We start from the raw sequence: 22761 nt of genomic DNA, 5'->3' as shown, positions 1-22761 counted from the left end.
TGTTTATACGTGTTTTTGCCGGGCTTTTGTGATAGCTATGGCCCATGCAAGCCGCCCCTGTCCTCGATCTTTTCGCCATCCCTGCCGCGCAGCGCGCGGCGGTTCAGGCGCTGATGGAAGAGGTGGCTGCGCTCAAGGACATCACCCGGCGGCAAGAGCATCTGATTGCCGAATTGAACCATGCCCTGCATGGCAAGCGGTCGGAAAAGCTGTCCGAGGACGAGCGGCAACTGGCGTTCGAGGATCTGTCCATCGCCTTGGCTGAGGTCGAGGCGGAAAAGGAAAAGCGCGCGGCCAAAGCAGGTGACGGAGCAACCAGACCCACTCCCAAGCGCACCATCGGTAACCTTCCTGCTGCACTGCCCCGCATCGAGGAGGTCATCGACCCCGACAGCCTGAACTGCCCCTGTGGCTGCGGTGTCATGCACAAGATCGGCGAAGACCGCACGGAACGGCTGGACATCGTGCCGGCGCAGCTGCGCGTCATTGTCACCGTGCGCCCCAAATATGCCTGCCGGTCTTGCACCGATGGGGTGACCCAGGCACCGGCGCTCTCCCACCTGATCATGGGTGGCTTGCCGACAGAGGCGACCCTCGCCCATGTGCTGGTGAGCAAGTATGCGGACCATCTGCCCTTGTATCGCCAAAGCCAGATCCTGGCGCGGGCCGGCCTTGAGCTGCATCGTGCCGTGCTTGCCGATTGGGTCGGCAAGGCCGCGTTCCATTTGAAGCCGGTGGTGGACAGACTGGCGGAACATCTGAAGCGGTCCGGCAAGCTGTTCATGGATGAGACAACAGCCCCGGTGCTGGATCCAGGGCGCGGGACAACAAAGACCGGATATCTCTGGGCTCTCGCCCGAGATGACCGGCCGTGGGGCGGCGATGACCCGCCTGGCGTGGTCTACTTCTACGCCTCCGGTCGCGCGGGCGAGAATGCCGAAACCTTCCTGTCAGGCTTCGATGGCATTCTGCAGATCGATGGCTATCCCGGCTACAACCGGCTGTCCAAACTCTCGCGCAAGGGTGGCGCCCCTATTCATGTGGCGCATTGCTGGGCCCACGCACGACGCAAACTGAAGGAAGTCTTCGACCGCGACGGATCAGAGATCGCCGCCGAGGGCTTGCGCCGCATTGCTGAACTCTATGCCGTCGAGGCCGATATTTGCGGCGTCTCACCCGGTCAGCGCCTGTCAGCCCGCCAGACCCGCACCGCGCCGCTGGTCGCTGCCTTCGGAGAGTGGCTGCAAGCTCAGCGCCGCAGGATCTCCGTCAAGTCCCGGCTCGGCGAGAAGCTTGCCTATATCCACAATCATTGGGACGGGTTGCAGACCTTCCTGGCGGACGGTCGCGTCGAGATCGACTCCAATCGGGTCGAAAATCTGATCCGTCCTATTGCCCTCAATCGCAAGAATGCGCTCTTCGCAGGCCATGACGAAGGCGGCATCGCTTGGGGTCGCATCGCTTCGCTGATCGAGACCTGCAAGATCAACGGCATCGAGCCCTTCGCCTACCTCAACGCAACCCTGCAGGCCATCGCCAACGGTCATCCGCAAAGCCGGCTCGACGATCTGCTGCCCTGGAACTTAAGACCGTCAAGCTGAGCAGTAGGTGCTGTCCAGCTAACGCTTACGTTTCAGCGGTATATTGAAGAGAGTTTGAATGGCCGTGCCTTAGCCGTGCGCCTGAAGCTGTCACCTGCGACAGGCGCACAGTGGGCAGGAGCCGGAAAAATCCAGAATTCGGCGGTCCAAGGTGGGGGAGCAGCGCACTCGAAGCGCAGCACCTCATAACGTCCAGGACAGGAAGTGGGGCGCAAGCCGAATACCCATCTGGAGCCTAAACAGATCAAATTCCTTCTGCGGCAACAAGATTAGAGAATCGGTGGATCCAGTCATGTCTTGCCTTCATTTGCTCTACGTTCCGGGCACGGATTTCCGCAATCCGGGCAGGTGAAGCAATTAAATCACTTAGAAAACAAAACATATCCTGCGGGTCGTTAGGAGCCTCTATGGTCGCGTCCTGCCATCCAATTAGCTCATCTGTATCAGAAGCAGTTGGACGGCGTCCGACTACTACACAGCCAGCAGACAGGCACTCAAACCAACGCTGTCCGACAATAGAGTAGGGGAAGCGTTGCGGATGCGTGCAAAATGGGTCATAAGCAAGCGCAAAAAGAGAACTCTGCGCAAGCTTCCAAAAATGCCTACGATGCATCAAAAAATCGCTCACCTCGGATATCTTCATATGATCCGTGTGATGGAAAATATTTTCCCTATGGGGGGCATTAAGAAACTTAGATAATACCTGTGTCAGATCTGTGGGCTGGCGTCCGTAACCTAGAACTGTAATTGGTCGTTGTGCATTTAATCCCGACACCAGAGTAGTATCTACTGCTAGCGGTACATAGCGGACAAGCCTCTTATCACTCTCAGAAAAATGATCTCTTGCGCACGGAAACGGAACGCACATTATACTACAGAAAGATGATATATTATAAGATGGATGCACTAGAGACTTTAGTTTTCTTCGATAGTTGTAAAAATAGGAATTTGCATTCCAAGCATCAAAAACATAAATGATTACAGTACAACCTCGCTGCTTTAGTTCGACCAGAGAAGATCTGTGTTCTTCAATGTTACGGAAATTAAGCCCAGTAAAAAGAAGGCAGGAATTGGAAAGATCTTTTTGAAGAAGACCTATGTTGTTTATAATTTTACCTTCAAATCCATTTGAAATAGCGTTCTCCATCTCTACAACACAGCACATGGCAGGGTGTAAATTTCGAGACCGATCAGAAAGTATAAATAGTTTCTTTTTCATCTTCAAAGGTCCTAAATTTCCCTTGTGTAAGCTTGAAAGCTTTGCTTCTATACTTCAGTAAAACATGTTTACTCTCGGCTCATGAGCATTGTTGTGCAATTCAGGCCTGAGTTATTACTGTCCATTATATGTGTTGGTTCACTCCACACGAACGACGTTCCCGAAGCCTGAGACCCTGCATCTTCGTCTCGATTCGGCTGCGGGTCCTCACATGCTTCGACTGCAGATATCATCGATTTGTTGCCAAGTCCTTTTACTCCCTTATGCACTCTCCTCTTCAACCTCCAAGCGCTGCATTATCCGTAACAAAGTAATATGCAAGAACCAGCATTGGTTTTCATTGGATGTTTCGTTGTAGCGCCTTGCTCGTATACGCCCATGGCCACACCCTTGCCCTCTTGTCACCTTCCCTCTCCTGCGCTTCCTTTGTTCAACCTTGGCAGGCGCTGCTGTGGTCGTAATGGATGTTATGCGTTAGGCTCGAACCTAGAGCTGGTCGTGGCGCCAGATACGCTCCGGGTTTCGCGCCACGGCTAGAGCAACAGTTGCGATAGCTGCCACGGCCAGCATCTCACCGCCATCTTCAAGAATGTTCAACAAACGGTTGGCTAAGCGCCCTTGGACCATGATGTGGATCATATCGAAGACTACTGCACACAGGAGCAGGGCGGCGATGGGAAGCGAGATCAACCGAAGAACCAACCCGTCCCCATTACGCCGTCCACTATATGCCCAGTTTCCCAGCAGAAACAAAAGCGTGGTGGCTAATGCCCATGCCAACAGTTCACCAAAATCTTGTGCGCGCAGACCAAATGCAGAGGGTAGATTTATGTTTTTGACAAGTATTGCCCCCATTCGCTCGTGATATTGTGAGGAGTCATCAAGCCAAGCGAACGCAAAGAGAGCTGCCAAGAACAACGCCAGACGCGACCGAGTTTCATAGCTGGCCAAAGTAAACAGTACTGCGGCCAAAAACAGCATGCCGTGATTGAAGCTTTCAGACAGCGACTGATCGCCGCTCAGGATGACCAAGCCATATATCTTTGACGCAAACCCATCGTTTCGTCCAGATGCTAAATGGAGATGCTCAGAAACTATATGTGCCAAAACTAGCACAACAACCACGCTTGCAAGAGTAAATCCTAAACGCAAGGCGGAGAGGTCATCTGATACGCGAAACCGGCGATTTGGTTCTATATTCGAAAGCAAGGAAGAAGTATTCTCAGTAACCATGAACGACTCCAATATGACAAGAGCAAATTACGATCCCACCATATCGGACAAGGGATTGTAGATTGTTACTATAATTTTACTATGATTAGCAATGCCGGCACTCAAGGGACTAGCAACTGTGTCTAGGCGCAGGCCCGGTGCTGCCAAGCCGTACCGCTTTTCAGGACGGCGTTTGCGATGGTGATGAGCCGTCTGGCGATTGCGATGATGACCAGCTTGTGCGGCTTGCCCTTTTCCTTGAGGCGCTTGGCAATCGGCTTCAAGGCCGGGTTGTGACATGGGGCGGCGAGTGCGGCTTGGAAGAGGACATGTCGCGGTGCTCGTCGTCCTCCCGCAATCATGCGGCGGCCGCGCATCGCGCCGCTGTCATGGGACACGGGCGCAAGGCCGGTCATTGAGGCTGCCTCACCTGCTTTCATATGGCCGAGTTCCGGCATCTCGGAAAGCAGCATGGCTGCGCAAACCGGCCCGCTCCCTGGAATGGAGCGGAGAAGCTTTGCCTTGGCGGCCAAGGCGTTTTCCTGCGCGAGGATGCCTGCGATCCGCTGCTCCAACTCCCGGATCTGGGCCTCGAGCATTGTCCTGAGTTCCTCGTCCATGAGGTCCAATTCCGCCGCGACGTCTTGTCTCATTCGCGCTCCGATCTGAGCCACGAGCCGCTTGCGCAACTCGACCATCTGCGCCCTGCAAGTTGTCAGTGCTCTGAGCACACGCAACTTTTCATTTGGCAGTCTTCGCCCCGCCCTAGGACGAAGGGCCATGAACCGAGCAATGAGTTCGGCATCAATCCGGCCGGTTTTTGCCCGCCTTCCCCGGGAAAGGGCAAAAGCCTTGATCTGGGCCGGAGGCAACTGCGTGGCATCCATTCCCGCTGAGACAAGCCGCATCCAAAGGGCCCATTCCTCTGACCTCCTGTAGCTTTAAAGCCGATCCTCAAAGGCGCGGGCAGGTCCTGAAGGATCCCGATCAGGCGCATATGACCCTCTGGTGAGTTCGGAAGTCTGAACCTGCGGCCACACTGGCCCTGGGCTGACAACAGATAGTCTTTCAAGGCCTGGGCAGTCATCGTGCGGCGCATTGTGCTTCCTTCGATTTTCTTGCGGCATACCAGATCCTGGAATCTGAAGTTGAATATATTTGGCGAATGAACAAACCTATGCTGTTAGCAATGAAGCGCCAGTCCTCAGTCTGCCGAACATGATCTTGATCCGGTTTGGCTGCTTGTAGCGGCCTTTCTCGTATAGGATGATCTTGTCTCAGGACCTCCGGCATGGGATGGAAGGGTTTATCCATATTTTTCAACGCCTCTCTGAATCAGACGACATCGGATCGGTGATCCGCGATCAGCCATTCAGCGGCAGGCAGATTACCCAAGGACCGCTTGAGGTAGTGAAGCTTCTGGAAGCAAGCACAGCTATTGTAGAACGTGCAAAGAACCCCCCTTCCACAACCCTTCGATGCAGTGCAGAGTCGTGCATAATCTGTGCAACGGCGGTGATATGGGGCAGCAATGGCAGTTTGGACGAAATCAGCCGGACTGGGGGCTTTTGCTATTGGTGTTGCCCTGGGGCAGGCGCTGCCGGCGGCAGCGGATGGAGAATTTCTACAGGCTGATGTGGGAAGGAGTACGCAATCGGCCGTCGCTACAGTAGTGCGCGGGCCTGTTAGCTACGGGCTGAACGTCTCAAAATACGAGGATGGCCGCTCGGGCGCAGCCAACGTGACATATGCCCTGCCAATCGATGCTCCCGCGACACTGAGGCTCGGACCCTCGCTTGGCTTCCAAGAGGACGACGACGAAGATAGCGAGGTCACTGTCGGTCTCCGGTTGGTCGCTGAACGCTATGTGCCAGCGGATTTCGGGTCGGCTTATCTTCTAGGCGATTTCAGCACGGTCAACCGCTCGTGGTTCCTGTTGGGCCAGCTGACCTATGCGCCGGCCGATATTGGGATAGAACTGTCGCGGGGCGGGAGTGAGACTTATCACGAGACCACGCTTGCTGTGCAAAAGCGGCTGACCGGAAGCCCAGTCAGCCTGCGCATAGGCTACAAGATCAGTTCGGACGAGCTTTTCGCTGGCTTCTCCATCAACACCTTCTGAGGCAACATGACCGATAATCCCCGCTTGACGCTCCGCAGGGCTGGCATTGCTTTTGGATTTGCCTGCCTTTTGTTGATGCTGGCTATACCTACGATCTTCGTGCTGCTCCGAGGGGATCGCTTCACTGACAGCACGCTGGATTATACAGCGCGCTTCCGGACCAATGCCGCAGCAGAGGAGCTTGCTCGCACGCTCGAGCAAGACTGGCGTGATTTGCTTGCCTTGGCGCAACGAGTGCCGCAGCTTAACCCTGAGGAACTGGGCCATATGCTGACAGGGGCCAGCGGCGATGGCAGCCGTATTTCATGGTTGGGCTATGCAGATCTTGGAGGCACAGTTGTGGCGGCGACAAATGGCCTGCTAGTGGGTCAAGATGTCAATCAAAGACCGTGGTTCAGGGGTGGGCTGAGCGGCGGATTTGCCGGCGATGTTCATGACGCGGTGTTGCTGGCCCAGCTCTTGGGAAGCGGGGATGGTGAGCCTTTGCGCTTTATTGATCTCGCGCTGCCAGTGCTGGATCAGGCCGGTAATCCGGCGGGGGTTCTCGGGCTCCATATCAATGCCGCCTGGCTGACAAACGAACTGCGCGAATCCGCGCGCCTCTATGGACTGGATCTTTACCTGCTGAACCCGACCGGCGACGTGTCCGCCACTTCGGCCGATGAGACGCCCTCGACTGGCGAGATGCAGATCCTGCGCGCGGCCCAAACCGGGATCGAGACGGGCGGGCGTGAACGTTGGCCGGACGGGCGCGACTATTTCTCGACAGTCGTGCCGCAAGTGACTCATGGCGATCTACCAAACTTTGGTTGGCGAATGATCGGGCGGCTTGAGGTAGGCCGGCTGCCGTTCGGCATAGACCTGATGCAAAGCGGTGCACATTGGGCTCTCTTGGCAATGATCACTGGGATCGGGCTGCTGACGCTTGTTTTTGTCCGTGCTATCATGGTGCCGTTGAGCCGACTGGCCGCATCCGCCGAGAAGATTGCGGACGGGTCGCAGGACTATCCGGCGATCTCGCGTGGCACACGGGAAGCCTCGCAGCTGTCATTGGCGCTGATGCGGCTTCAGCATGATCGCATCAGCGACGAGAGCTGAAGGATAACCGCTGCCCGAGGCCCGCAAGCAGGCCACTGAGCTGTGCCCGCGCCGTGCCGGGCGCCGCGCCTTCGGCATAAAAGCGCACCAGTAGCGCCTCCCGCTGCTGGGCCGTCGGGCGCAGTGCGACCCGACAGCCGTCCACCGTGGGGACGATTACTTCAACCGGGATGTCGCCGATATCGCGCAGCCGCAGGGTGCCTTGGGTTCCAACCGGATAGCTTTTGCCGCGCAGCCGCGCCTGGTCCATGGTCAGAGAGCTGATCCACAAGCGGCGAATGTCGCCATCGGTTACCAGAATGCCGCGGTCAGGCAAATCTGCGATATGACGCTCGCGCCGGGGCAGTTCAATGCAGGCAAGGACCGTCATCGCCAGAACAAAGAGGTTGTAGATCGTCCAGAACAGCACCACCCATTTTCCATCGCCTGCATCCTGATACGAAAAGCGTTCGATGAAGATGCCGAGCAGCAGCGCAATGGTTGTCAGGACCAGCAGGATCAGAAAAGGCATCATCATCTGCCATTGCACAGTGATCTTTGCGCGATCCCCGCCTTTAGCCGTGACAGAAAACGGATGCCCTTTGGGTTTAAACAGGCCGGTGAAGGCGGCACGGCTGATTGGGATGGCGCCGATTAGCTGGCCGACATCGTGCAGGATTGGTACCACCATGCCCGGCATCAGCACCCGCTGAACCATTTGTCCCCACAGAAAGAAAACGCCGAAATAGGTTATGACCTCGGCCAACTGCGCATCGACAACAATTGTACCAAAATACCAGTAGAGCAGTGGGAAAACGACAACGGCAATGCGGAACGGAAAGCTGGTGGTCCAGAACAGGACTGAATCTACCACACTCCAGCGGTCGCGCAGGCGCAGGTTGTTCCGGGCCAGCGGACCAAGCCGCGAGCGGGCGATCTGCATCAGCCCTAGACACCAGCGGGCACGCTGCGTGACATATTCCTTCAAGCCCTCGGGGGCGAGTCCCTCGGTCAAGGGTTCGGCCAAATACACCGATTTCCAACCTTTGTCCTGAAGCTCCAGCGTCAGCATGAAATCTTCGGTCACGCTTTCGGTCGGCAGACCACCAATCTCGCGCAGCGCTGTCCAGCGGCAGACCGACGATGTGCCACAGCAGAAGGCGATGCCCCATCCGTCGCGCGCAGGTTGCATATGATCGAAGAAGAACCGTTGCTCGTCGGGATAGGAGTAGCTGATTCCTAGGTTGTGCTGGATCGGATCGGCATTGAAGAAATGCTGTGGTGTCTGGACCAGACCGACCTTGGGGTCATGAAACAATGCCAGGCACCGCGAGATGAAGCCGCGATGCGGTACGAAGTCGGCGTCGAGGACGGCAACGAAATCGGGCGGCACCGGATCCTCGGCCAGCCGGTCGAGAGCATGGTTGATGTTGCCTGCTTTTGATCCTTTGTTGTCCGGGCGCCGCATGTAACGCACACCCTGCTCAGCGCAGTAGTCACGCAGCCAGTCACGGCGGCTGTCGTCCAGAACCAGCACCTCCTTGTTGCGGTGGCGCAGGGCACGGGCACCGACAATGGTGCGCTCCAGGATCTCCAGCTCTTCGTTATATGTGGCGATCAGGATCGCGACGCGCGGCTCATCCTCGCCCCACCAGCCAGCATAGGCGTCAGCTTCGTCCGAGCGCAGCTTGATGCGGGACATGATAAAATAAGAACTCACCGTCCCGACCATCGCTAAGAGCTCGAAGCCGAACAGCGAATAGCTGGCCAGCATGTCAAGGGTCAGGCCCGCCGGGGCTAGAGTTTCTGTCCCGCGCCACCAGATATAGCGCAAGGCAAGCAGGAAGGCAGTGAATAGCAGCAACCCGCGGTGCAGGTTGCTTCGGACGTCGACCCAGAAGGGCAGCGTCAACCCGATCCCGAGCGCCAGCAGCAGATGCGCGATGCTGGAACCGAGATCACTTAGGAACGGAAAGTTCAGCATCTTACGGCAGCAAACGGCGCAAACCGTCCAGTGGCCGCCCGTCGAAGAAGGCCCGACCGGTGCGCCCGATCATGCAGCCTTCGGCCCCAAGCTGCGCCAGTTGCGGCACGATCAGCGCCACGTCGTATCGCTCCAGATGACGCTGGCTGGGTGCAACGGCTAGGTTGCGATAGACCGTTTCTGCCCCGCTTCCTGCCAGCCGGGCTACGGTCGCATCATAAACCGTCGACGAGCCGCCAAGGCGGAACCGTGCCGCATCTCCGACCGAAAGGCTGTTATAAACGCGTTCAGTCACCGAGGCGGTGACCATTGTTGCCCGGCAATCGACAAGGCGCAGCAGCGGATCGCCCCGTTGAACATTGACCCCGTTCGCCTCTAGCACTTCCCACAGAAGACCCGTGACGGGAGATTGCAGTTCGCCACCGGTCAGACCATTTACACGGATGCGCTCACGGTCCACGCGTTCGTGCAGGGCGGCGACGCGTTCCTTGGCCTCGGCCAGACGAGTCTGAAGGGCTGCGATCTCGCTGGACAGTTCGACCGCGCGCTGCTCGGCATTTGGTGCGTCGTTGTAGCCATCGCCAAGAAAGACGTTTTCCTCAGCCGCTTGTAGCGCGATCCGCAGCACTTCGACCCGCTCGCGCGCGTGATCCAGCACCAGGGCGTCCAGCCGGGGTTCGCCCGGCAGCCGCTCAATCCCTTCCTCAACAGCGGTCAAAATCTGCTGCTGCGTCTCGTCCACAGCTCCGCCGCCGGTCTCGAGGATCGCAAGCCGTGCCTCAGCGTGGGATAGACGCGCGCGCAATTCCTCCAGCCGCCGGTCGCGGAAAATTTGCGTCCGCTCGATCAGGGTCTCGCGCACCGCCTCGGTTTCGGCCAGCAGCGCTTCAATCTGGGCTCGCGCGGCGTCCTCCAGCCGGACCTCCATCAGCAGGTCGTCCAGCCGGACCCGATCGACAACGGGATCCTCCACGCTTGCCAGAACCTCGCCCTGCGTTACGCGAGCACCTAGCTGGCGGGCGGGTACGGTCAGGTTGCCAGACACAGTCGCGCGCATAGTGACAACGGGCGCGTTCACCACAGCATCGGCGGTCGCTCCGGACATTTGCTCGCCTACAATGATCCATAGGGCAAGAATGATGGCCAGTGAGCCAAGGATCAGTCTCTTGTATTTCATCAGATTGGCGGCCCCAGCTTTGTCTGCGCTTCTTTGCAACTTAAGGGTGTTTTAAGGAATGTCACCCGTCTTTTCTGGTGCTCTTCAAAAGGCCTCAGGCGAAGCATTCCCCTTCACGCAGCGCCACATGGCAAAGCGCCAACAAGATATCAGAATAGTAATCTCCAGCCCCGGACAGCCAATTTGGAAGGGTTGCGCAGTGCGTAAGGTCGCGCAAAGCAAGAAAACCCGGACGATCACTTTGACTGATAAGATGGCCCTCCTCATCCCGCGCCACTACAACATGGCCGGGCTGGGCATCCATCATCAGATTTTGCAGAGCAGCCGCAACGGCCGGGTGGGCTCTATATCCCGACCAAACCAGGTAAAGCGGGATCCGCAACGCGTCAAAGCCCCAGCCAGCCCGGTGCTCCTCTGAAGGCAGAAAACTCGACCCAGTTACGTCCACCCAATTCCACAACTGACTGGAAGCGGCGAGTTCGGCCAGTACCGTTTCGCCATGATCTGCAGCCTGCAGAAGACGTGGATCGCTAGCAGCCTCGCCCAACTCGCGTAAAGCGCGAGGCATGATATAGGACGGATTGAACAGCACCCGATCTGGGGTCCGCCGCGCCTCGGCACCTGGCAATAGTAGCCACTCGGCAGGGGCACGGGGATCGGGGGAAAGGCAAAGGTCGGCAATGTCGCGGGCAACCGCAAGAGCCGTATCCCGATAGCCGTTCCAGCCCGAATCCCGATCCGCCCGCAACAGCGCCCATGCCCGGAAAAGATCACCATCAGTTGCGTTGCGCCAATCGATCCGCCCATCCTCTTGCCGCCGGCTCCAGGCCATCAGCCGGTCCTGTCGCACAGCCAGATGAGCCTGCGTCCACGCCTCTATCTGCTCGAAAGCGTTCCGATCCCCTATGGCTTGGGCCAGCAGGAGGCCGTAGCCTTGACCTTCGGAATGGCTGATGCCCTGCTGCCAGTCGACAACGCGGCCGTTCCGCAGATATTGTTCGCACCAGATCTGCCACCAGGCGGAACCGGACGCCGAAGCAAAAGGCCAGGGCATACCGGCTGCAAGAAAGGTGAGAAGCAATTGGCGGCGGAAAGGCATCGGGCTTTCTCTAGTTTATGCTATCCCAACACGCCGTAGAGGGGTGCAGGAGCCACTTCGTATAGAGCAGTGTGTAGAACGTCACGAGTGAAGGAAATACGCTGCAGCCAATCCAAAAGAACCTTGAATTGGTAGCTTTTCCGGCCAGTAACTTGCTTCCGAAAACTTTTGTTAAGATTCAATATCTGGTTTGTGGCCTGGCCCGCTAACTACAGTTAATCTGCGTCCCGGATGACGCTGCAGCTAGTTTCAGGCACATGGCTTCAAACTCTGCGGTCTGACGCTCAATCCGCCACAAAGTATCGGCCTTTTCCTTCTTGGAGAGGTGCAGCCGACCAATCTTTGCGCGACACAGCATCAGCATTGTTCCGGCAACAGACAGATTGGAGTGAAGCGCTTGATAGGTGGTGATACGGTAGCTCATCAGCCTGTGTCTCCTGGATTATCAAGTATAGGTCAGCTGAACAGCTTCCTGGTATGCCCGGGACCTAGGTGTCCGAGCAGTGACGTTTGCGCGTAAGGCTTCCAATTCGGCAATATGTAGGTCGATCTGCAGATTAGCGTCTTGATTGTCGTCATGCGACAATCTGAAGTTATCCGCATGCGCGCGGCACAGCATAATTGCGACATGGGCGGAGGTCAGTAGTCCTTCAGCAATGAAGTAGTCATGGTTCGGCGCATCTCATATACTTGAACTGATTCTTGTTCTTCAGTGGACAAAATGCTCATAATGCTGAAGAAAGGGTGAAGCCGGGCAAGGCTACCAGCCAACGCGATGAGCGTCTTGAATGTTGAACCCAATATCATGTTTCTCTTGTTCAAGAGGAACGTCTGCGCCAAAGAACATCATTACAGGCAGCAACATGAGGCTGATCGTGGCAGTACGAGCGATCCTGGTCAGTGCAGTGACCGTATTCGTAGTCGGATGGTTCCTGGGCTTGCCCTTTTACGCAACATTGATCGCAGTGGGATGTGGCGTAATGAGCGGGCTGATGACTGCAGCCTTGTATAAAACTCCAGCACCACCTTTACCTTCGCGCCGTCCTGGGAAACATAACGTCAAGGCTGATAGCTGGCGCTCGATGTTGTAAGTTGCCGCTTTCAATCAGGCACTGTCTGCCGAGGTAGTGTGCCCCACAGGATATCGTATGAGCGCTGGCCTTCGAGGGGCCGCAAGCGGCGCACCAGGCACTTGGTTATGCCGATTGATTCACACCGTGGCCCTCGTTCTGCAGATGCCAGGTCATCTGCCGGACGCCGTAGAAGGGCGTATCCAGGGACTGCCGGTCGATCAGCTGCATCAGAGCCAGGTTCACCTCCGTCTCACCCAATGGCTCGTGGTAGAACGACGAGCGCGAGATCGACAGAAGGCGGCACTGCGCCCCGATCGACAGCACCGGGTGGTCTCGCTCGATCATCCCGCGCCTCACTTGCCGATCCACGGCTTGAGCTTTCGTGACATCGAAGCAAAGACCGTGGCCCCAGTGGGGCCGCGTAAGCCTTGCGGAGGATCGTTGGCGACGGCCAGTTCTCCGATTTTGGCATGCAACGACCGGACCGTTTCTTCGTCCACCTCCGCGGGTGTTCGGCTGCCCCGCTCGAAGATGTCCGCCGCACCGTCGAGTAACTCCTTCTTCCACTGATGAATTATTGTCGGATGCACGCCGTATTCGGCTACTAGCTCCGACCCCGTGCGCTCGCCTTTCAAAGCCTCCAGCGCCACGCGCGCCTTGAAGCCCACGTCATGGTTCCTGCGTTTCCGCTGAGCAGCAGGGTTTATCTGGATCATCCGTTCAGTTCTTCAATCAGCGCGTTCGGCAGGGCGGGGGGAAACAAGTCTGCCTGCTGCCCTTTCTGAGCCTGCCACTGCGCCTTCTGTTCATCGATGGTTTTAAGCCACCACGATACCCTAAGCTTAGTGATCTTTCTGCCCTGCTTCTCTACTACATCGACGCGGCACGAGAAGGGAGCAAGTAGATTGACCTCTGCGACAGCAGGCTCAATGGCCTTCCTGCGCAGGGCGGCAAACGAAACTAGCTTGCCTTCCGGCACACCGAGATAGTCGCGCAGCTCCTCGGTTTCAAAGTCGTTGTAGAAGACGTGCTTCAAGCCGATCCGCTTTGCGATGATCTCATAGAGGGCCATACCGTACTTCGTCGCAAAGCCATGCAGAATCTGCATCTCGAGCCGCGCAAAAATCTGGCTGTCTTGTAGGATTGGCAGAAGCTTGGGGTGCAGTTCATAAGTCAGCATCGTGGCAATGCCGGGACCAAACTTTTCGATGTCAGTTGGCCCGAGCAGGTGGACGTTGCGCGTCGATCCGTCCGACATACGCACACGTACGACCGTCTGCATGAGGCTAAGAATAGCCTCAGTGACGCGATCGTTTGATGTGTGGTTACCCCGAAGTTCAGCAAATGGGATTCGGTATTCCTGCCCTTCAGCTGCCATATCTGGCCCAAGGCATTAGACAGCAGCTGGTTGTAGATCCGGCGTGCAGCAAGGGTAATCTTCTCACCTCCACGCACCTCGATTAGTTCGGCGGGCTTGATGACTTCTCCGCGCCGCTGAAATGCATTGAGCGTGCCGCCATTAGTATTGTGACTTTTGGGGCGAGGTTCGTCCTGCATTTATTGTAACCTGTACTGCGTGCGGGGTCACAATAGGGAGAACTCACTGGCTTTGGGAAGAGAAATGCGATCCAGGAGCCTAAAACCGGCTGACCTCGCCCCAAAAGTCACCATTGCTCGTAGTCCCTGAGGCAGGATCGCCCCAAAAGTCACAATCCCTCGCCCCAAAAGTCATTTACCCTCGCCCAAAAAGTCACAATACCTCGCCCAATATGTCACAGTCAGAGCGAATAATTATTTTTAAACAATGGCTTACAAACTATAAAATAGAAGAAACAAAATAGAAGAAACCCCGCCCAAATAGGGGACATCAAGAATGACCCCTTAGAGCGTATCTCCGCCATCAAGATTCAGGATTGCCAATGATGTGATTCTCTTCTGCTAGGGAAGATGGAGATTTCAGATGGGCAAGCCACATCCAGTAGAGCTTCGTAGCCGGGTTATCGGCTACGTGGACGAAGGTCACGGACACCGTCAGGCGGCTCGGCATTTTCGGGTATCGCCGAAGTTCGTCAATGATCTGGTGAAGCTGCGGCGCGAGACCGGATGTTTGACGCCGAGGCGCCAAGGCAATGGCGGCGGACATGGCAAGCTGGTGGACGTGACCGGTTGGCTCAAGGCCCGCGTCACGGCCAAAAGCGGGATCACGCTTGATGAACTCGTGACCGAACTGGCTGAGACGCATGGCATCGATGTTCACCGCGCCACCGTCTGGCGCGTTCTGCGGGGTCTCGGATTGACCCATAAAAAAACTCTGCAGGCGCTTGAACAGAAGCGAAAGGACGTCGCCGCTCTGCGCCATGTCTGGATCGCGAGACGCCAGCCTTTCATGGCCAATCATCTGGAGCGGCNCCGCAAAGCCGGCTCGACGATCTGCTGCCCTGGAACTTAAGACCGTCAAGCTGAGCAGTAGGTGCTGTCCAGCTAACGCTTACGCATCAAGATGGTTGAAGTGGCTGGTAAACCGTTCTCGGTTGTTGGTGCGCTCAGTCTCGCACCAGCCAAAAACGTCACGAAAAAGTAGGTCCGGATTTTTATTGGGCGCGAAATCACCCATGCAGGAAACGAAATGCTCAAGATCATCGCGCGGGTGGCCTTGAGCGTCCGAAATCGCAGTGATCAGATCTAGGGTCCGTGGACATTCATCGTGAGGCGATGATGGTTGCGGCGAGATGCCAATTGGCGGCGTAGCTGCATGCGGTCTTTTCGTAGCGCGTGGCGATGGCGCGGAACTCCTTTATTTTCGCGAAGAAGTTTTCGACCAAGTGCCGCCATCTGTAGGCGTGTTTGTCGTAGTCACGCTTGATCTTGCGGTTCGCCTTCGGTGGGATGACTGCACTCGCACCTCGCCCGTCCAGTTCTGCAAGCAGCCCATCGGCATCAAACGCCTTGTCCGCCAGAAGGGCGTCAAAGGCGACGTCCTCGATCAGCGGTGCCACGCCTTTCAGGTCGTGAGCCTGGCCGGGCAGCAGAACAAAGTCGAACAGGTTGCCCAAGGCATCGACCAAGGCCACGATCTTTGTAGTCAGTCCGCCGCGCGATCGCCCGATGGCCTGAGCCTGAGTCCCCCTTTTGCGCCGCTCGCCTTCTGGTGAGCCTGGACAATGGTGCCGTCGATCAGCGCGTATTCGAAATCGGGCTCGCCGGGGATCTCTTCGAAAAGGCGCTCGAAAACACCCCCTTTGGCCCATCTGCGAACCGGCGGAACACGCTGTTCCAGTTCCCGAACTCCGATGGCAGATCCCGCCAGGGCAAACCGGTTCGCACCCGCCAGAGAACGGCCTCCAGGAACAGGCGATTGTCCTTGCCCGTCACACCGCTGTCGCTCTTCTTGCCGGGGAGATGAGGTTCAAGACGCGCCCAAATATCATCCGTCACCACAAACCGCTGCTCGTCCATTCAGACCTCCATTTGGAAGGCCTGAATCACAGATCAGATGGCATGTGAACCATGAATGTCCACGGGCCCTAGTCGGTCATCCTGCGAAAGGTCCATGAACTGCTGGAGGGTGATCAAGTATTCCTCGCCGTTTTCAGACTGAGAGGTTTCAGCGGCCACTTCTGTTGGTGGGGGCTTGGACCCATCGATTTTGGACGCGGCCGTGGTGCTTGCCGTGGGCTCTGTTGGTTTGTCGGAGGTACCGACTATAATAAATCCGACTAGCGCCAATCCAAAGCTGATCCCCGCGCGGCTCAGCTTTCGGCTCCGATTATGAATAAATATGGCTCGCAGCAGATAAACTCCTGTCGCTGCTATGCCGACGAAAAACAAGATAGCCCCAAGATAATCCATTGCCGGTCTCCACACTGATGCTCGGCAATGATGGAACTACCACTGCCTCAACTCAAGCGGCCCCTGGGCCGCTTATCTCTTTTCGAGAGGTGCCGTATGGCAAAGACCCTGCAGTCTCAATTGATCCTGTCGCTAGTTGATCGCGTGACTGCACCTGCGCGTGGCATTCAGGCTCAGATGGATCGGCTTAATAGCCGGATCGCGGCAACGAATGAGCGCGCCAGCCAAATCGGCAGCAAGCTGGTAACGGCAGCAGCGCAGGCGACTGGTTTTGCGCTAGCGATGGCTCAGCCGGTGCGCGCGGCAATGGATCTTGAGTCAGCAATGGCTGATGTTCGCAAGGTCGTGGACTTCCCAACACCTGAAGCTTTCCGGCAATTTCAGGATGAACTGGTTCAGATGTCCACGGAACTGCCGATTGCCGTCACGGGCCTGGCGGAAATCGCGGCGGCAGCGGGGCAGGCGGGCATCGCAGGGGCTGACCTGACGCGGTTCACGCGCGAGGCCGCGCAGATTGGCGTGGCCTTCGACATCAGCGCCGGGGAAGCCGGAGATGCGATGGCGAAGATGATGACCGGCCTTGACCTGACGATTGATGAGGTGGTCAGCCTGTCAGATGCCATGAACCATCTGTCGAACGCCCAGGCATCCAGTGCTGCACAGGTTCTTGACGTAGTGAGGCGGGCGGGCGCTCAGGGCAGGCAATACGGTTATACAGCCGAACAGACCGCAGCCTTTGCCTCGGCCATGATTTCTGCCGGCGCAGAGAGTGATGTGGCCGCAACCAGCTTCATGAACATGGGGCGGGCGCTGACACGAGGCACGAGCGCCACCAAGCGTCAAAACGCTGCGTATTCTCAGTTGGGCCTGAATGCGAGTGACGTGGCTAAGCGGATGCAGGAAGATGCAGTCGGCACCACAGTCGATGTGATGGAACGGCTGTCGCAACTTCCGAAAGAGATGCAGGCGGCTATTTCCAGCGATTTGTTCGGGGATGAAGCTCGTGCCTTGGGGCCCCTGCTGACTAACCTTTCCCTAGTGCATGATAGCGTCGGCATGGTGGCGGATCAGTCTCTCTATGCCGGATCGTCGCTTGCCGAGTTCCGTAATAGGATGAAGACCTTTGGCGCGACCGTGCAAACCTTCCGGAACCGCCTGAACGCCCTGAGCATCGCTTTGGGAGAAACGCTGTTCCCGATCCTGACGCAGGTGATGGAGCAGATCACACCGATCATCGTCGCCATCCGCGACTGGATCAGGATCAACCCCGAACTGACCGCCCGCATCATTGCCGTAACGGGCGCGCTGATCAGCCTGCGCGTGGCTCTGCTGGCCCTGCGCTTTGCCGGTCTGACAGGGAGGGCCGGCGTTCTGAACCTTCTTGCCCTTGGCATGGGAACAATAGGCAGAGCGGGGGCATCCATGGCCGGGGCAGTGGGAGAAAGCATTCGCTTGCGATGCGCACTTGCTAAAATGGACGGGTCCAAAGTCGGCTTGATCGACAAGATTGGTGCTGGCTTGCGCGGTCTTGCGGGGGTGACGGGCCTTACCGCAGTGTCACAAGGTCTTGCTGCTGTTGGGGCCGTCATCGCGGGTATCAGTGCCCCGGTCTGGCTTGGCGTAGCAGTCGCCGTCGGTGCGGTAGGACTGGCCTGGAAATATTGGGACAGGGTCAGCGCAATTGTCAGCGGAGTAGGCGCAGCGATTAGCGAGAAGTTTGCTCCGGTCATGGAAAAGCTAGAGCCGATCTTGAAGCCCCTAAGCCCTGTTATTGAGGATCTTGGCGAAGCCTTCGCCTTCGTGGACGAGAAAATCAGGGCGGCAGCGGAGTTTGCCCGAAACCTCGTTGGCGGGCTGTTCACCCGAGAAATCCTAACCGAAGGGGAACAAGCCGATCTTCGCGCCCGTGCGTCCAAGATGACGTCTGATCTAATCGATTACTTCGCTGCGCTTCCTGGAAAGCTGCTGACGATCGGTAGCGAGATGATCCAGAAGTTGTGGGATGGCATGGAGGCAAAGTTCAGCGGGCTTCTTGAGCGAGTTAAAGCCATGGCCGACGAGATCAGCGGGCCGTGGAGGAGCATCCTTTCCGGAGGCCGGTCCGATCAGCCTGACCTTGGAACCTATAACCCAGCAACCGGCACCTTCGAACAGGCCAAGGCGGTAGGCGGTCATATGCGAGGTCGAGTCCCTACACTGGTCGGGGAGCGCGGCCCCGAGATCGTCTATCCGTCCCGTGCGGGCTGGGTGGCCCATGCCAACCAGGCCAAGCGGCTGGCGGACCTGTCCCGCCGCGCCCGTCCTTCGGCTATGCCTTCGCGGTCTGCGCCTTCGCAAGGCAGCCGCCCAATGAACGTGACCTTTGGCAACATCATCGTACAGGGCGGTGCCAACGCCAGTGCCCGCGACATCTCCCGCGAAATCGGCCGCGAAGTGCAGGCTGAACTGCGTGGCACATTCACGGATCCGTATTGATGGCTGGTCCTGTCGTCATGTCGCTGGGCTTTTTCCAGTTCACCGCGCGCGGCTTCTCGTTTGACGGACGCTGCCGGGATCAGGACACAAGCTGGGTTTCTACACCGGTTGCTGGTGGCTTCGACCGCCTGCAATGGACCGGGGGCAGGGGGCGCACGGAAACGATCAGCGGCGCACTGTTCGACGAGTTCGGCGGCGACTGGTCCCTCGAAGGGATCAAGTTGGCGGCAAAGCAGGGCCAACCCCTGACGCTGGTCAGCCTGGGCGGCGCACCGTTTAACGCCTTCGGGATTTTTGTCGTGGAGCGGATTTCCGAGGACCACGGCTTTATCGACCAGAACGGGCGCCCGATGAAGAACGCCTACACGATCGACTTACGGGGCTATGAGGGAGAAATGAACCTGATGTCTGCCGCAGTCGGAACCGTGTTGCAGCTGCTATGATCGTCACCAGCATCGCGGGCGAAACCGTGGACCTGATCTGCCGCCGCCACTACGGCGATGAGAGCGGCTTTGCCGAGGCGGTCTATGACGCCAACCGTGGCCTTGCCGCGCTGGGCGCGATCCTTCCAGGTGGCGTGGCGATCGTTCTGCCAGAGGTCGCGTCGGCTGTGCAGACCGACCCTGTCATCCGGCTCTGGGACTGACCGATGAAGCCGCAATGTGTTGTGACCGTGAACGGCAAGGCCGTCACGAATGACTTCCTGCGCCGGCTGTCTGAATGCGAGATCGTGGATCGTGACGGCGTTTCGTCTGACAGCGTGCGCCTCAAGCTGGACGACAATCCGCCTGCTGAAATTCCACAGCCAGGCGCGCGGATCGCAGTGTCGTTGGGCTACGGCGAAAATCTCGTTCCGATGGGCAGCTATCTGGCCGAGGAAGTGGAAGTCGAATGCCTGCCTTATGCCATCACCATCCACGGCAAGGCAGCCGAGATGGGCGGACCCGTCAAGGAAATGCGGCGCCGCCACTGGGATCAGGTCAGCCTGAAAGACGTGATCGCGGATATCGCGGGCGAGATTGGCGTTCAGCCGGTCGTGGACGCCGCTCTGGGGGCCTTTCACTACGAATGGCTAGGGCAGATCGCGGAAAGCAATGCCGCCTTTCTGGAGCGTCTGGCAGAGCGCCACGGCGCGCTGTTCTCGATCAAGGATGGCCGGCTGGTCTTTGCGAAACGCGGGGCAGGGCAGTCGGCAACAGGAAAGCCTCTGACGGGCTTGGTCGTCACCCCGGCAACGCTAATCACAGGATCCTGCAGGGTCACGTTTTCAACCCGGTCTGTTTATCGGACAGTCAAGGCAACCTGGATGGATCGGACCACGGGCCGCAAGCGGTCGGTGACGGTTCAGGGTGACAAAGACTCAGACGCGGAATTCGAGATCGGTCAGCCGTTCGCCACACGGGATGAGGCAAAGGCGGCAGCCGAAGCCAAGGCCGGATCGCTGGGCCGCAAGAAGCTGCAGTTCACGGCGTCTCTGATTGGCGATCCGACCATCAGGGCCGGGGCACCTGTGCAATTCTCTGGCGTCCGGCCTGGCGTGGATGGGCTGCCCTTGATCATCGAAGAAGCCACCCACCGGTTCAGCAAGGCCAACGGCTACACAACCGACATCAGCGGTTCGATAAAGGACTAACCCTCATGACATTGGATGAACGCACGCTGCGGGCCGCTGGCCTGCCGGCGTCCCTTATCTCATTGCTGGTCAGCATCACGAAGGCTGCTGAACGGGCGCAAGCGGCAGCCAGTACGGCTGCGACGGCAAACGACCTGTCGCCGCAGATCAGCGCCGCTGTTCAGGTGCTGCAGGACATGGGCGTAGTGCCTGGCCTGAATGAGAAGATCGCAGAACTGGCTTCCCGGCTGGACGGCATCCAACTGCCTGACGGAACGATCGTCAATATCGAGTTCGAAGACGGCCGGCTGATCTTTGTGCGGGCTGATGGGTCACGTGATGAAGGCCCGAAAGTGTCTGATCCTGTCGATGATCCGGAAATCGTCCTGACCGGCGGCGCCCTAACCATGGACGGCCTCGACCTCGTCATCATCCCGCCCGCCGCCTCGATCCAGGGCGGCATCGATCTTGTCGCAATTTATGAGCAGGCACAGCAATGAGCGATCAACGGTCAGCCGCCCTAGCTGCGGCCATTGGTGGGGACATCAAGGTCATCCGCCAAACCCAGGGGGCGCAGGATCAGGTGCTAGCCGACACGCAGCAGGCTGTAGCTGATGCTGATGGAAAGGCTACAGAGGCCAAGCAGGCCGCAGATGATGGTCGCGCTGCCGCTGTCCCCCACGCCAGCTATGCCGCCGCTCTCGCCGCGCCCAAACGAGCAGAACAAAAACGCATTTCGGCCCTCGTTGGGGGTCGGCTAGTCGAATGGGTGAGCGATCCGGACGGGGAGCTGCTTGGCGGTGGATGGACTGCGGGACAAGCCGCGCTTGAGCACTTTGGCGCGGCCGGCGATGGCGTCACCAACGACATCAACGTTGAGCGCGCGGCGCATGCTTGGGCAACTGGTCTGTTGCGCGCTCAGGCGGTTGAGTACGAGAACAAAAAGTACATCGGCATCGAAAATATCCGCAGCATCTATGGGTCTGGCTTCATTCAGACGGCCCTATGGAAGCGCGCCTCGGCAGGCACGGCTCAGTATCCATCCCATGCCGCTGAACCGATCTTCATGGCTACCAAAGTTTCGGACACGGACGCGCCCAATGGGGGATGGGACTCAGGGGCGATCTACGGTTCGCTCAACCGGATCGGCGGCAGTGCTTTCGGTGGAGCGGCCGTTACTGGCGTGGCAACTTTCACGGATGGCTCCGGTGATTTGGTCGGGGTTCATGGCCGAGCGCGAGTTGAAGCTGCTGGCGACAAGGGCGGGTGGGGCGGCTGGTTCTACGCGACCGACACCGAGGCAGGCAGCCGTCACCTGATTGGCATTGAGGTCAACGTCGTCAAGAAAGGGCCGGATGCGGGGTGGCAGTCTACTCCTACGGTCTTCAACACGTCGCGTGGCGTTGCCGTGACGCTTGAGCATGATGTGACCGCCCCAGGCACTATGGGCGTTTATATCGGCGGTCGAGGTGCCACTAACCCCATGTCCAAGTGGTACACTGGGCTTATGGTGTTGCAAGATGCCGTTATGCCTAACCCTGGCGATCCCTCTAGTGTTCTGGGAAATGGCGAAGCCCTGCGCCTCCAAGGTGCATCAACCTATGCCAATCGTTATGGCGGTCTCCGTTTTGAAAAAGGTAATTTCCAGTACGGAGTTTCTTTTGCCGAAGCGACTTTCGCGGGCAATGCGGCGATCATATTAGGCGCTAGCCAGCGGATCGTCTTCGGCAATCGGCCTGGCGCCGCTCAGCGCCTTTCCTATGACGGCGTCAGTCTCCTCAGCATCAATGAGATGGACTTTGGCCGGAACGGTGTGCGCCTTCTGACCACGCGGCGTACGGGCTGGGGGGTGCCCACTGGAACCGCCACCCGAGCCACATTCGACACAGCCACCGTGACACTTTCCCAGCTTGCTGAGCGGGTGAAGGCGCTCATTGACGACAACACAACTCATGGCCTGATTGGAGCATGACCGTGATCACCCTGACCTTTGATGACCAGCAACTGCAGATCATCGGCGCCGCGCTGAACGAGATGCCCCACCGCATTGCCCGGCCGGTGATCGATCATATCAGCCAGCAGATCGAGGCCCAGCAGCAGGCGCAGGAGCCTGCAAAGAAATGACTGCCCGCCTGATCCACCCTGATGGCAGCATCGCCCGCGAGTGGCAGGCGGCCAGGCCTGACCTGGCGCTGACCGCAGATCGAAACTGCCCCGCAGGCTGGCGGGTGGTTCTGGTCGCATAGACGCTAACGCCAAGA

At 58.0% G+C, this 22761-nt stretch carries 23 protein-coding genes and 1 pseudogene; 12 read left to right on the top strand and 12 right to left on the bottom strand.

Going from position 1 to position 22761, the window contains the following annotated elements; all coding sequences use genetic code 11:
- The first annotated feature begins 113 nt into the window (after window positions 1-113).
- Window positions 114-1601, top strand: coding sequence for an IS66 family transposase (tnpC, locus tag IE224_RS01860; protein ID WP_373305488.1), 1488 nt, complete (start codon window positions 114-116; stop codon window positions 1599-1601).
- 244 nt (window positions 1602-1845) lie between these two features.
- Here tnpC and IE224_RS01855 read toward each other — a convergent pair whose 3' ends face one another.
- The 3 genes from IE224_RS01855 to IE224_RS01845 all read right to left on the bottom strand — a co-directional run bounded on the left by IE224_RS01855 (window position 1846) and on the right by IE224_RS01845 (window position 4940).
- Window positions 1846-2820, bottom strand: a complete 975-nt coding sequence (locus tag IE224_RS01855; protein ID WP_191307514.1) for a glycosyltransferase — start codon at window positions 2818-2820, stop codon at window positions 1846-1848.
- A gap of 486 nt (window positions 2821-3306) precedes the next feature.
- Window positions 3307-4053, bottom strand: coding sequence for a DUF8692 domain-containing protein (locus IE224_RS01850; RefSeq protein ID WP_191307512.1), 747 nt, complete (start codon window positions 4051-4053; stop codon window positions 3307-3309).
- Between the two features lie 122 nt (window positions 4054-4175).
- The gene (locus tag IE224_RS01845) at window positions 4176-4940 is read right to left on the bottom strand and encodes a transposase (protein WP_268246529.1); all 765 of its coding nucleotides are present in this window, start codon (window positions 4938-4940) and stop codon (window positions 4176-4178) included.
- Between the two features lie 623 nt (window positions 4941-5563).
- Here IE224_RS01845 and IE224_RS01840 point away from each other — a divergent pair.
- Both IE224_RS01840 and IE224_RS01835 read left to right on the top strand, forming a co-directional pair.
- Window positions 5564-6154, top strand: a complete 591-nt coding sequence (locus IE224_RS01840; protein WP_191307511.1) for a hypothetical protein — start codon at window positions 5564-5566, stop codon at window positions 6152-6154.
- Between the two features lie 6 nt (window positions 6155-6160).
- Entirely contained in the window at window positions 6161-7252 is a 1092-nt protein-coding gene (locus IE224_RS01835; protein ID WP_191307509.1) for a cache domain-containing protein, read from the top strand.
- On the opposite strand, the gene IE224_RS01830 is transcribed toward IE224_RS01835, so the two are convergent.
- The 7 genes from IE224_RS01830 to IE224_RS01800 all read right to left on the bottom strand — a co-directional run bounded on the left by IE224_RS01830 (window position 7236) and on the right by IE224_RS01800 (window position 13942).
- Window positions 7236-9215 (bottom strand): glycosyltransferase, encoded by a 1980-nt coding sequence (locus IE224_RS01830; RefSeq protein WP_191307507.1) that lies wholly within the window; start codon window positions 9213-9215, stop codon window positions 7236-7238. The two genes, IE224_RS01835 and IE224_RS01830, sit on opposite strands and share 17 nt — an antisense overlap.
- 1 nt (window position 9216) lies before the next feature.
- Window positions 9217-10320 (bottom strand): HlyD family secretion protein, encoded by a 1104-nt coding sequence (locus IE224_RS01825; protein ID WP_229849203.1) that lies wholly within the window; start codon window positions 10318-10320, stop codon window positions 9217-9219.
- 166 nt (window positions 10321-10486) lie between these two features.
- A complete protein-coding gene (locus tag IE224_RS01820; protein WP_191307503.1) occupies window positions 10487-11491 on the bottom strand; it encodes a family 8 glycosyl hydrolase in 1005 nt (334 codons plus the stop codon).
- 205 nt (window positions 11492-11696) lie between these two features.
- Entirely contained in the window at window positions 11697-11915 is a 219-nt protein-coding gene (locus tag IE224_RS01815; RefSeq protein WP_191307501.1) for a hypothetical protein, read from the bottom strand.
- Window positions 11916-12687: 772 nt separating this feature from the next.
- A complete protein-coding gene (locus IE224_RS01810; RefSeq protein WP_191307500.1) occupies window positions 12688-12909 on the bottom strand; it encodes a hypothetical protein in 222 nt (73 codons plus the stop codon).
- Between the two features lie 8 nt (window positions 12910-12917).
- Window positions 12918-13280: a transposase gene (locus IE224_RS01805; protein ID WP_191307498.1), complete on the bottom strand. Its 363-nt coding sequence runs from the start codon at window positions 13278-13280 to the stop codon at window positions 12918-12920.
- Window positions 13277-13942, bottom strand: coding sequence for a replication initiation protein (locus IE224_RS01800; protein WP_191307496.1), 666 nt, complete (start codon window positions 13940-13942; stop codon window positions 13277-13279). The genes IE224_RS01805 and IE224_RS01800 overlap by 4 nt, the downstream gene beginning before the upstream one ends.
- 582 nt (window positions 13943-14524) lie before the next feature.
- Between IE224_RS01800 and IE224_RS01795 the strand changes: the two genes are divergently transcribed.
- Window positions 14525-15013 carry a winged helix-turn-helix domain-containing protein gene (locus tag IE224_RS01795; RefSeq protein ID WP_229849201.1) on the top strand — a complete coding sequence of 163 codons (489 nt, stop codon included), beginning with the start codon at window positions 14525-14527 and terminating at the stop codon, window positions 15011-15013.
- A gap of 250 nt (window positions 15014-15263) precedes the next feature.
- Here the strand turns inward: IE224_RS01795 and IE224_RS01790 are convergent.
- Together IE224_RS01790 and IE224_RS01785 are read right to left on the bottom strand one after the other, a co-directional pair.
- Window positions 15264-16020, bottom strand: a pseudogene (locus IE224_RS01790) (IS5 family transposase).
- A gap of 33 nt (window positions 16021-16053) precedes the next feature.
- Window positions 16054-16413 carry a hypothetical protein gene (locus tag IE224_RS01785; RefSeq protein ID WP_191307494.1) on the bottom strand — a complete coding sequence of 120 codons (360 nt, stop codon included), beginning with the start codon at window positions 16411-16413 and terminating at the stop codon, window positions 16054-16056.
- A gap of 96 nt (window positions 16414-16509) precedes the next feature.
- On the opposite strand from IE224_RS01785, the gene IE224_RS01780 reads away from it, so the two are divergent.
- The 8 genes from IE224_RS01780 to IE224_RS21260 all read left to right on the top strand — a co-directional run bounded on the left by IE224_RS01780 (window position 16510) and on the right by IE224_RS21260 (window position 22746).
- Complete coding sequence (locus IE224_RS01780) at window positions 16510-18888, top strand: phage tail tape measure protein (RefSeq protein ID WP_191307492.1); 2379 nt, start codon at window positions 16510-16512, stop codon at window positions 18886-18888.
- A complete protein-coding gene (locus tag IE224_RS01775) occupies window positions 18888-19331 on the top strand; it encodes a phage tail protein (RefSeq protein ID WP_191307491.1) in 444 nt (147 codons plus the stop codon). Before IE224_RS01780 ends, IE224_RS01775 begins: the two co-directional genes overlap by 1 nt.
- Window positions 19328-19534 carry a tail protein X gene (locus tag IE224_RS01770; protein WP_191307490.1) on the top strand — a complete coding sequence of 69 codons (207 nt, stop codon included), beginning with the start codon at window positions 19328-19330 and terminating at the stop codon, window positions 19532-19534. The genes IE224_RS01775 and IE224_RS01770 overlap by 4 nt, the downstream gene beginning before the upstream one ends.
- 114 nt (window positions 19535-19648) lie before the next feature.
- On the top strand, window positions 19649-20521 hold the full coding sequence (locus IE224_RS01765; RefSeq protein ID WP_191307488.1) for a phage late control D family protein: 873 nt from the start codon (window positions 19649-19651) through the stop codon (window positions 20519-20521).
- A 5-nt stretch (window positions 20522-20526) separates the two neighbouring features.
- Window positions 20527-21000 (top strand): hypothetical protein, encoded by a 474-nt coding sequence (locus IE224_RS01760; protein WP_191307486.1) that lies wholly within the window; start codon window positions 20527-20529, stop codon window positions 20998-21000.
- Window positions 20997-22472: a hypothetical protein gene (locus IE224_RS01755; protein ID WP_191307484.1), complete on the top strand. Its 1476-nt coding sequence runs from the start codon at window positions 20997-20999 to the stop codon at window positions 22470-22472. Before IE224_RS01760 ends, IE224_RS01755 begins: the two co-directional genes overlap by 4 nt.
- Window positions 22469-22624 carry a hypothetical protein gene (locus IE224_RS01750; protein ID WP_191307481.1) on the top strand — a complete coding sequence of 52 codons (156 nt, stop codon included), beginning with the start codon at window positions 22469-22471 and terminating at the stop codon, window positions 22622-22624. Before IE224_RS01755 ends, IE224_RS01750 begins: the two co-directional genes overlap by 4 nt.
- The gene (locus IE224_RS21260) at window positions 22621-22746 is read left to right on the top strand and encodes a hypothetical protein (RefSeq protein WP_268246528.1); all 126 of its coding nucleotides are present in this window, start codon (window positions 22621-22623) and stop codon (window positions 22744-22746) included. The genes IE224_RS01750 and IE224_RS21260 overlap by 4 nt, the downstream gene beginning before the upstream one ends.
- Window positions 22747-22761: the final 15 nt, after the last annotated feature.

Source organism: Paracoccus aerius (assembly GCF_014656455.1).
In the GTDB taxonomy this organism is placed as follows: Bacteria; Pseudomonadota; Alphaproteobacteria; order Rhodobacterales; family Rhodobacteraceae; genus Paracoccus; species Paracoccus aerius.
The sequence above is the reverse complement of the archived record's forward strand: the minus strand, read 5'-3'. Positions and strand labels throughout refer to the sequence as shown.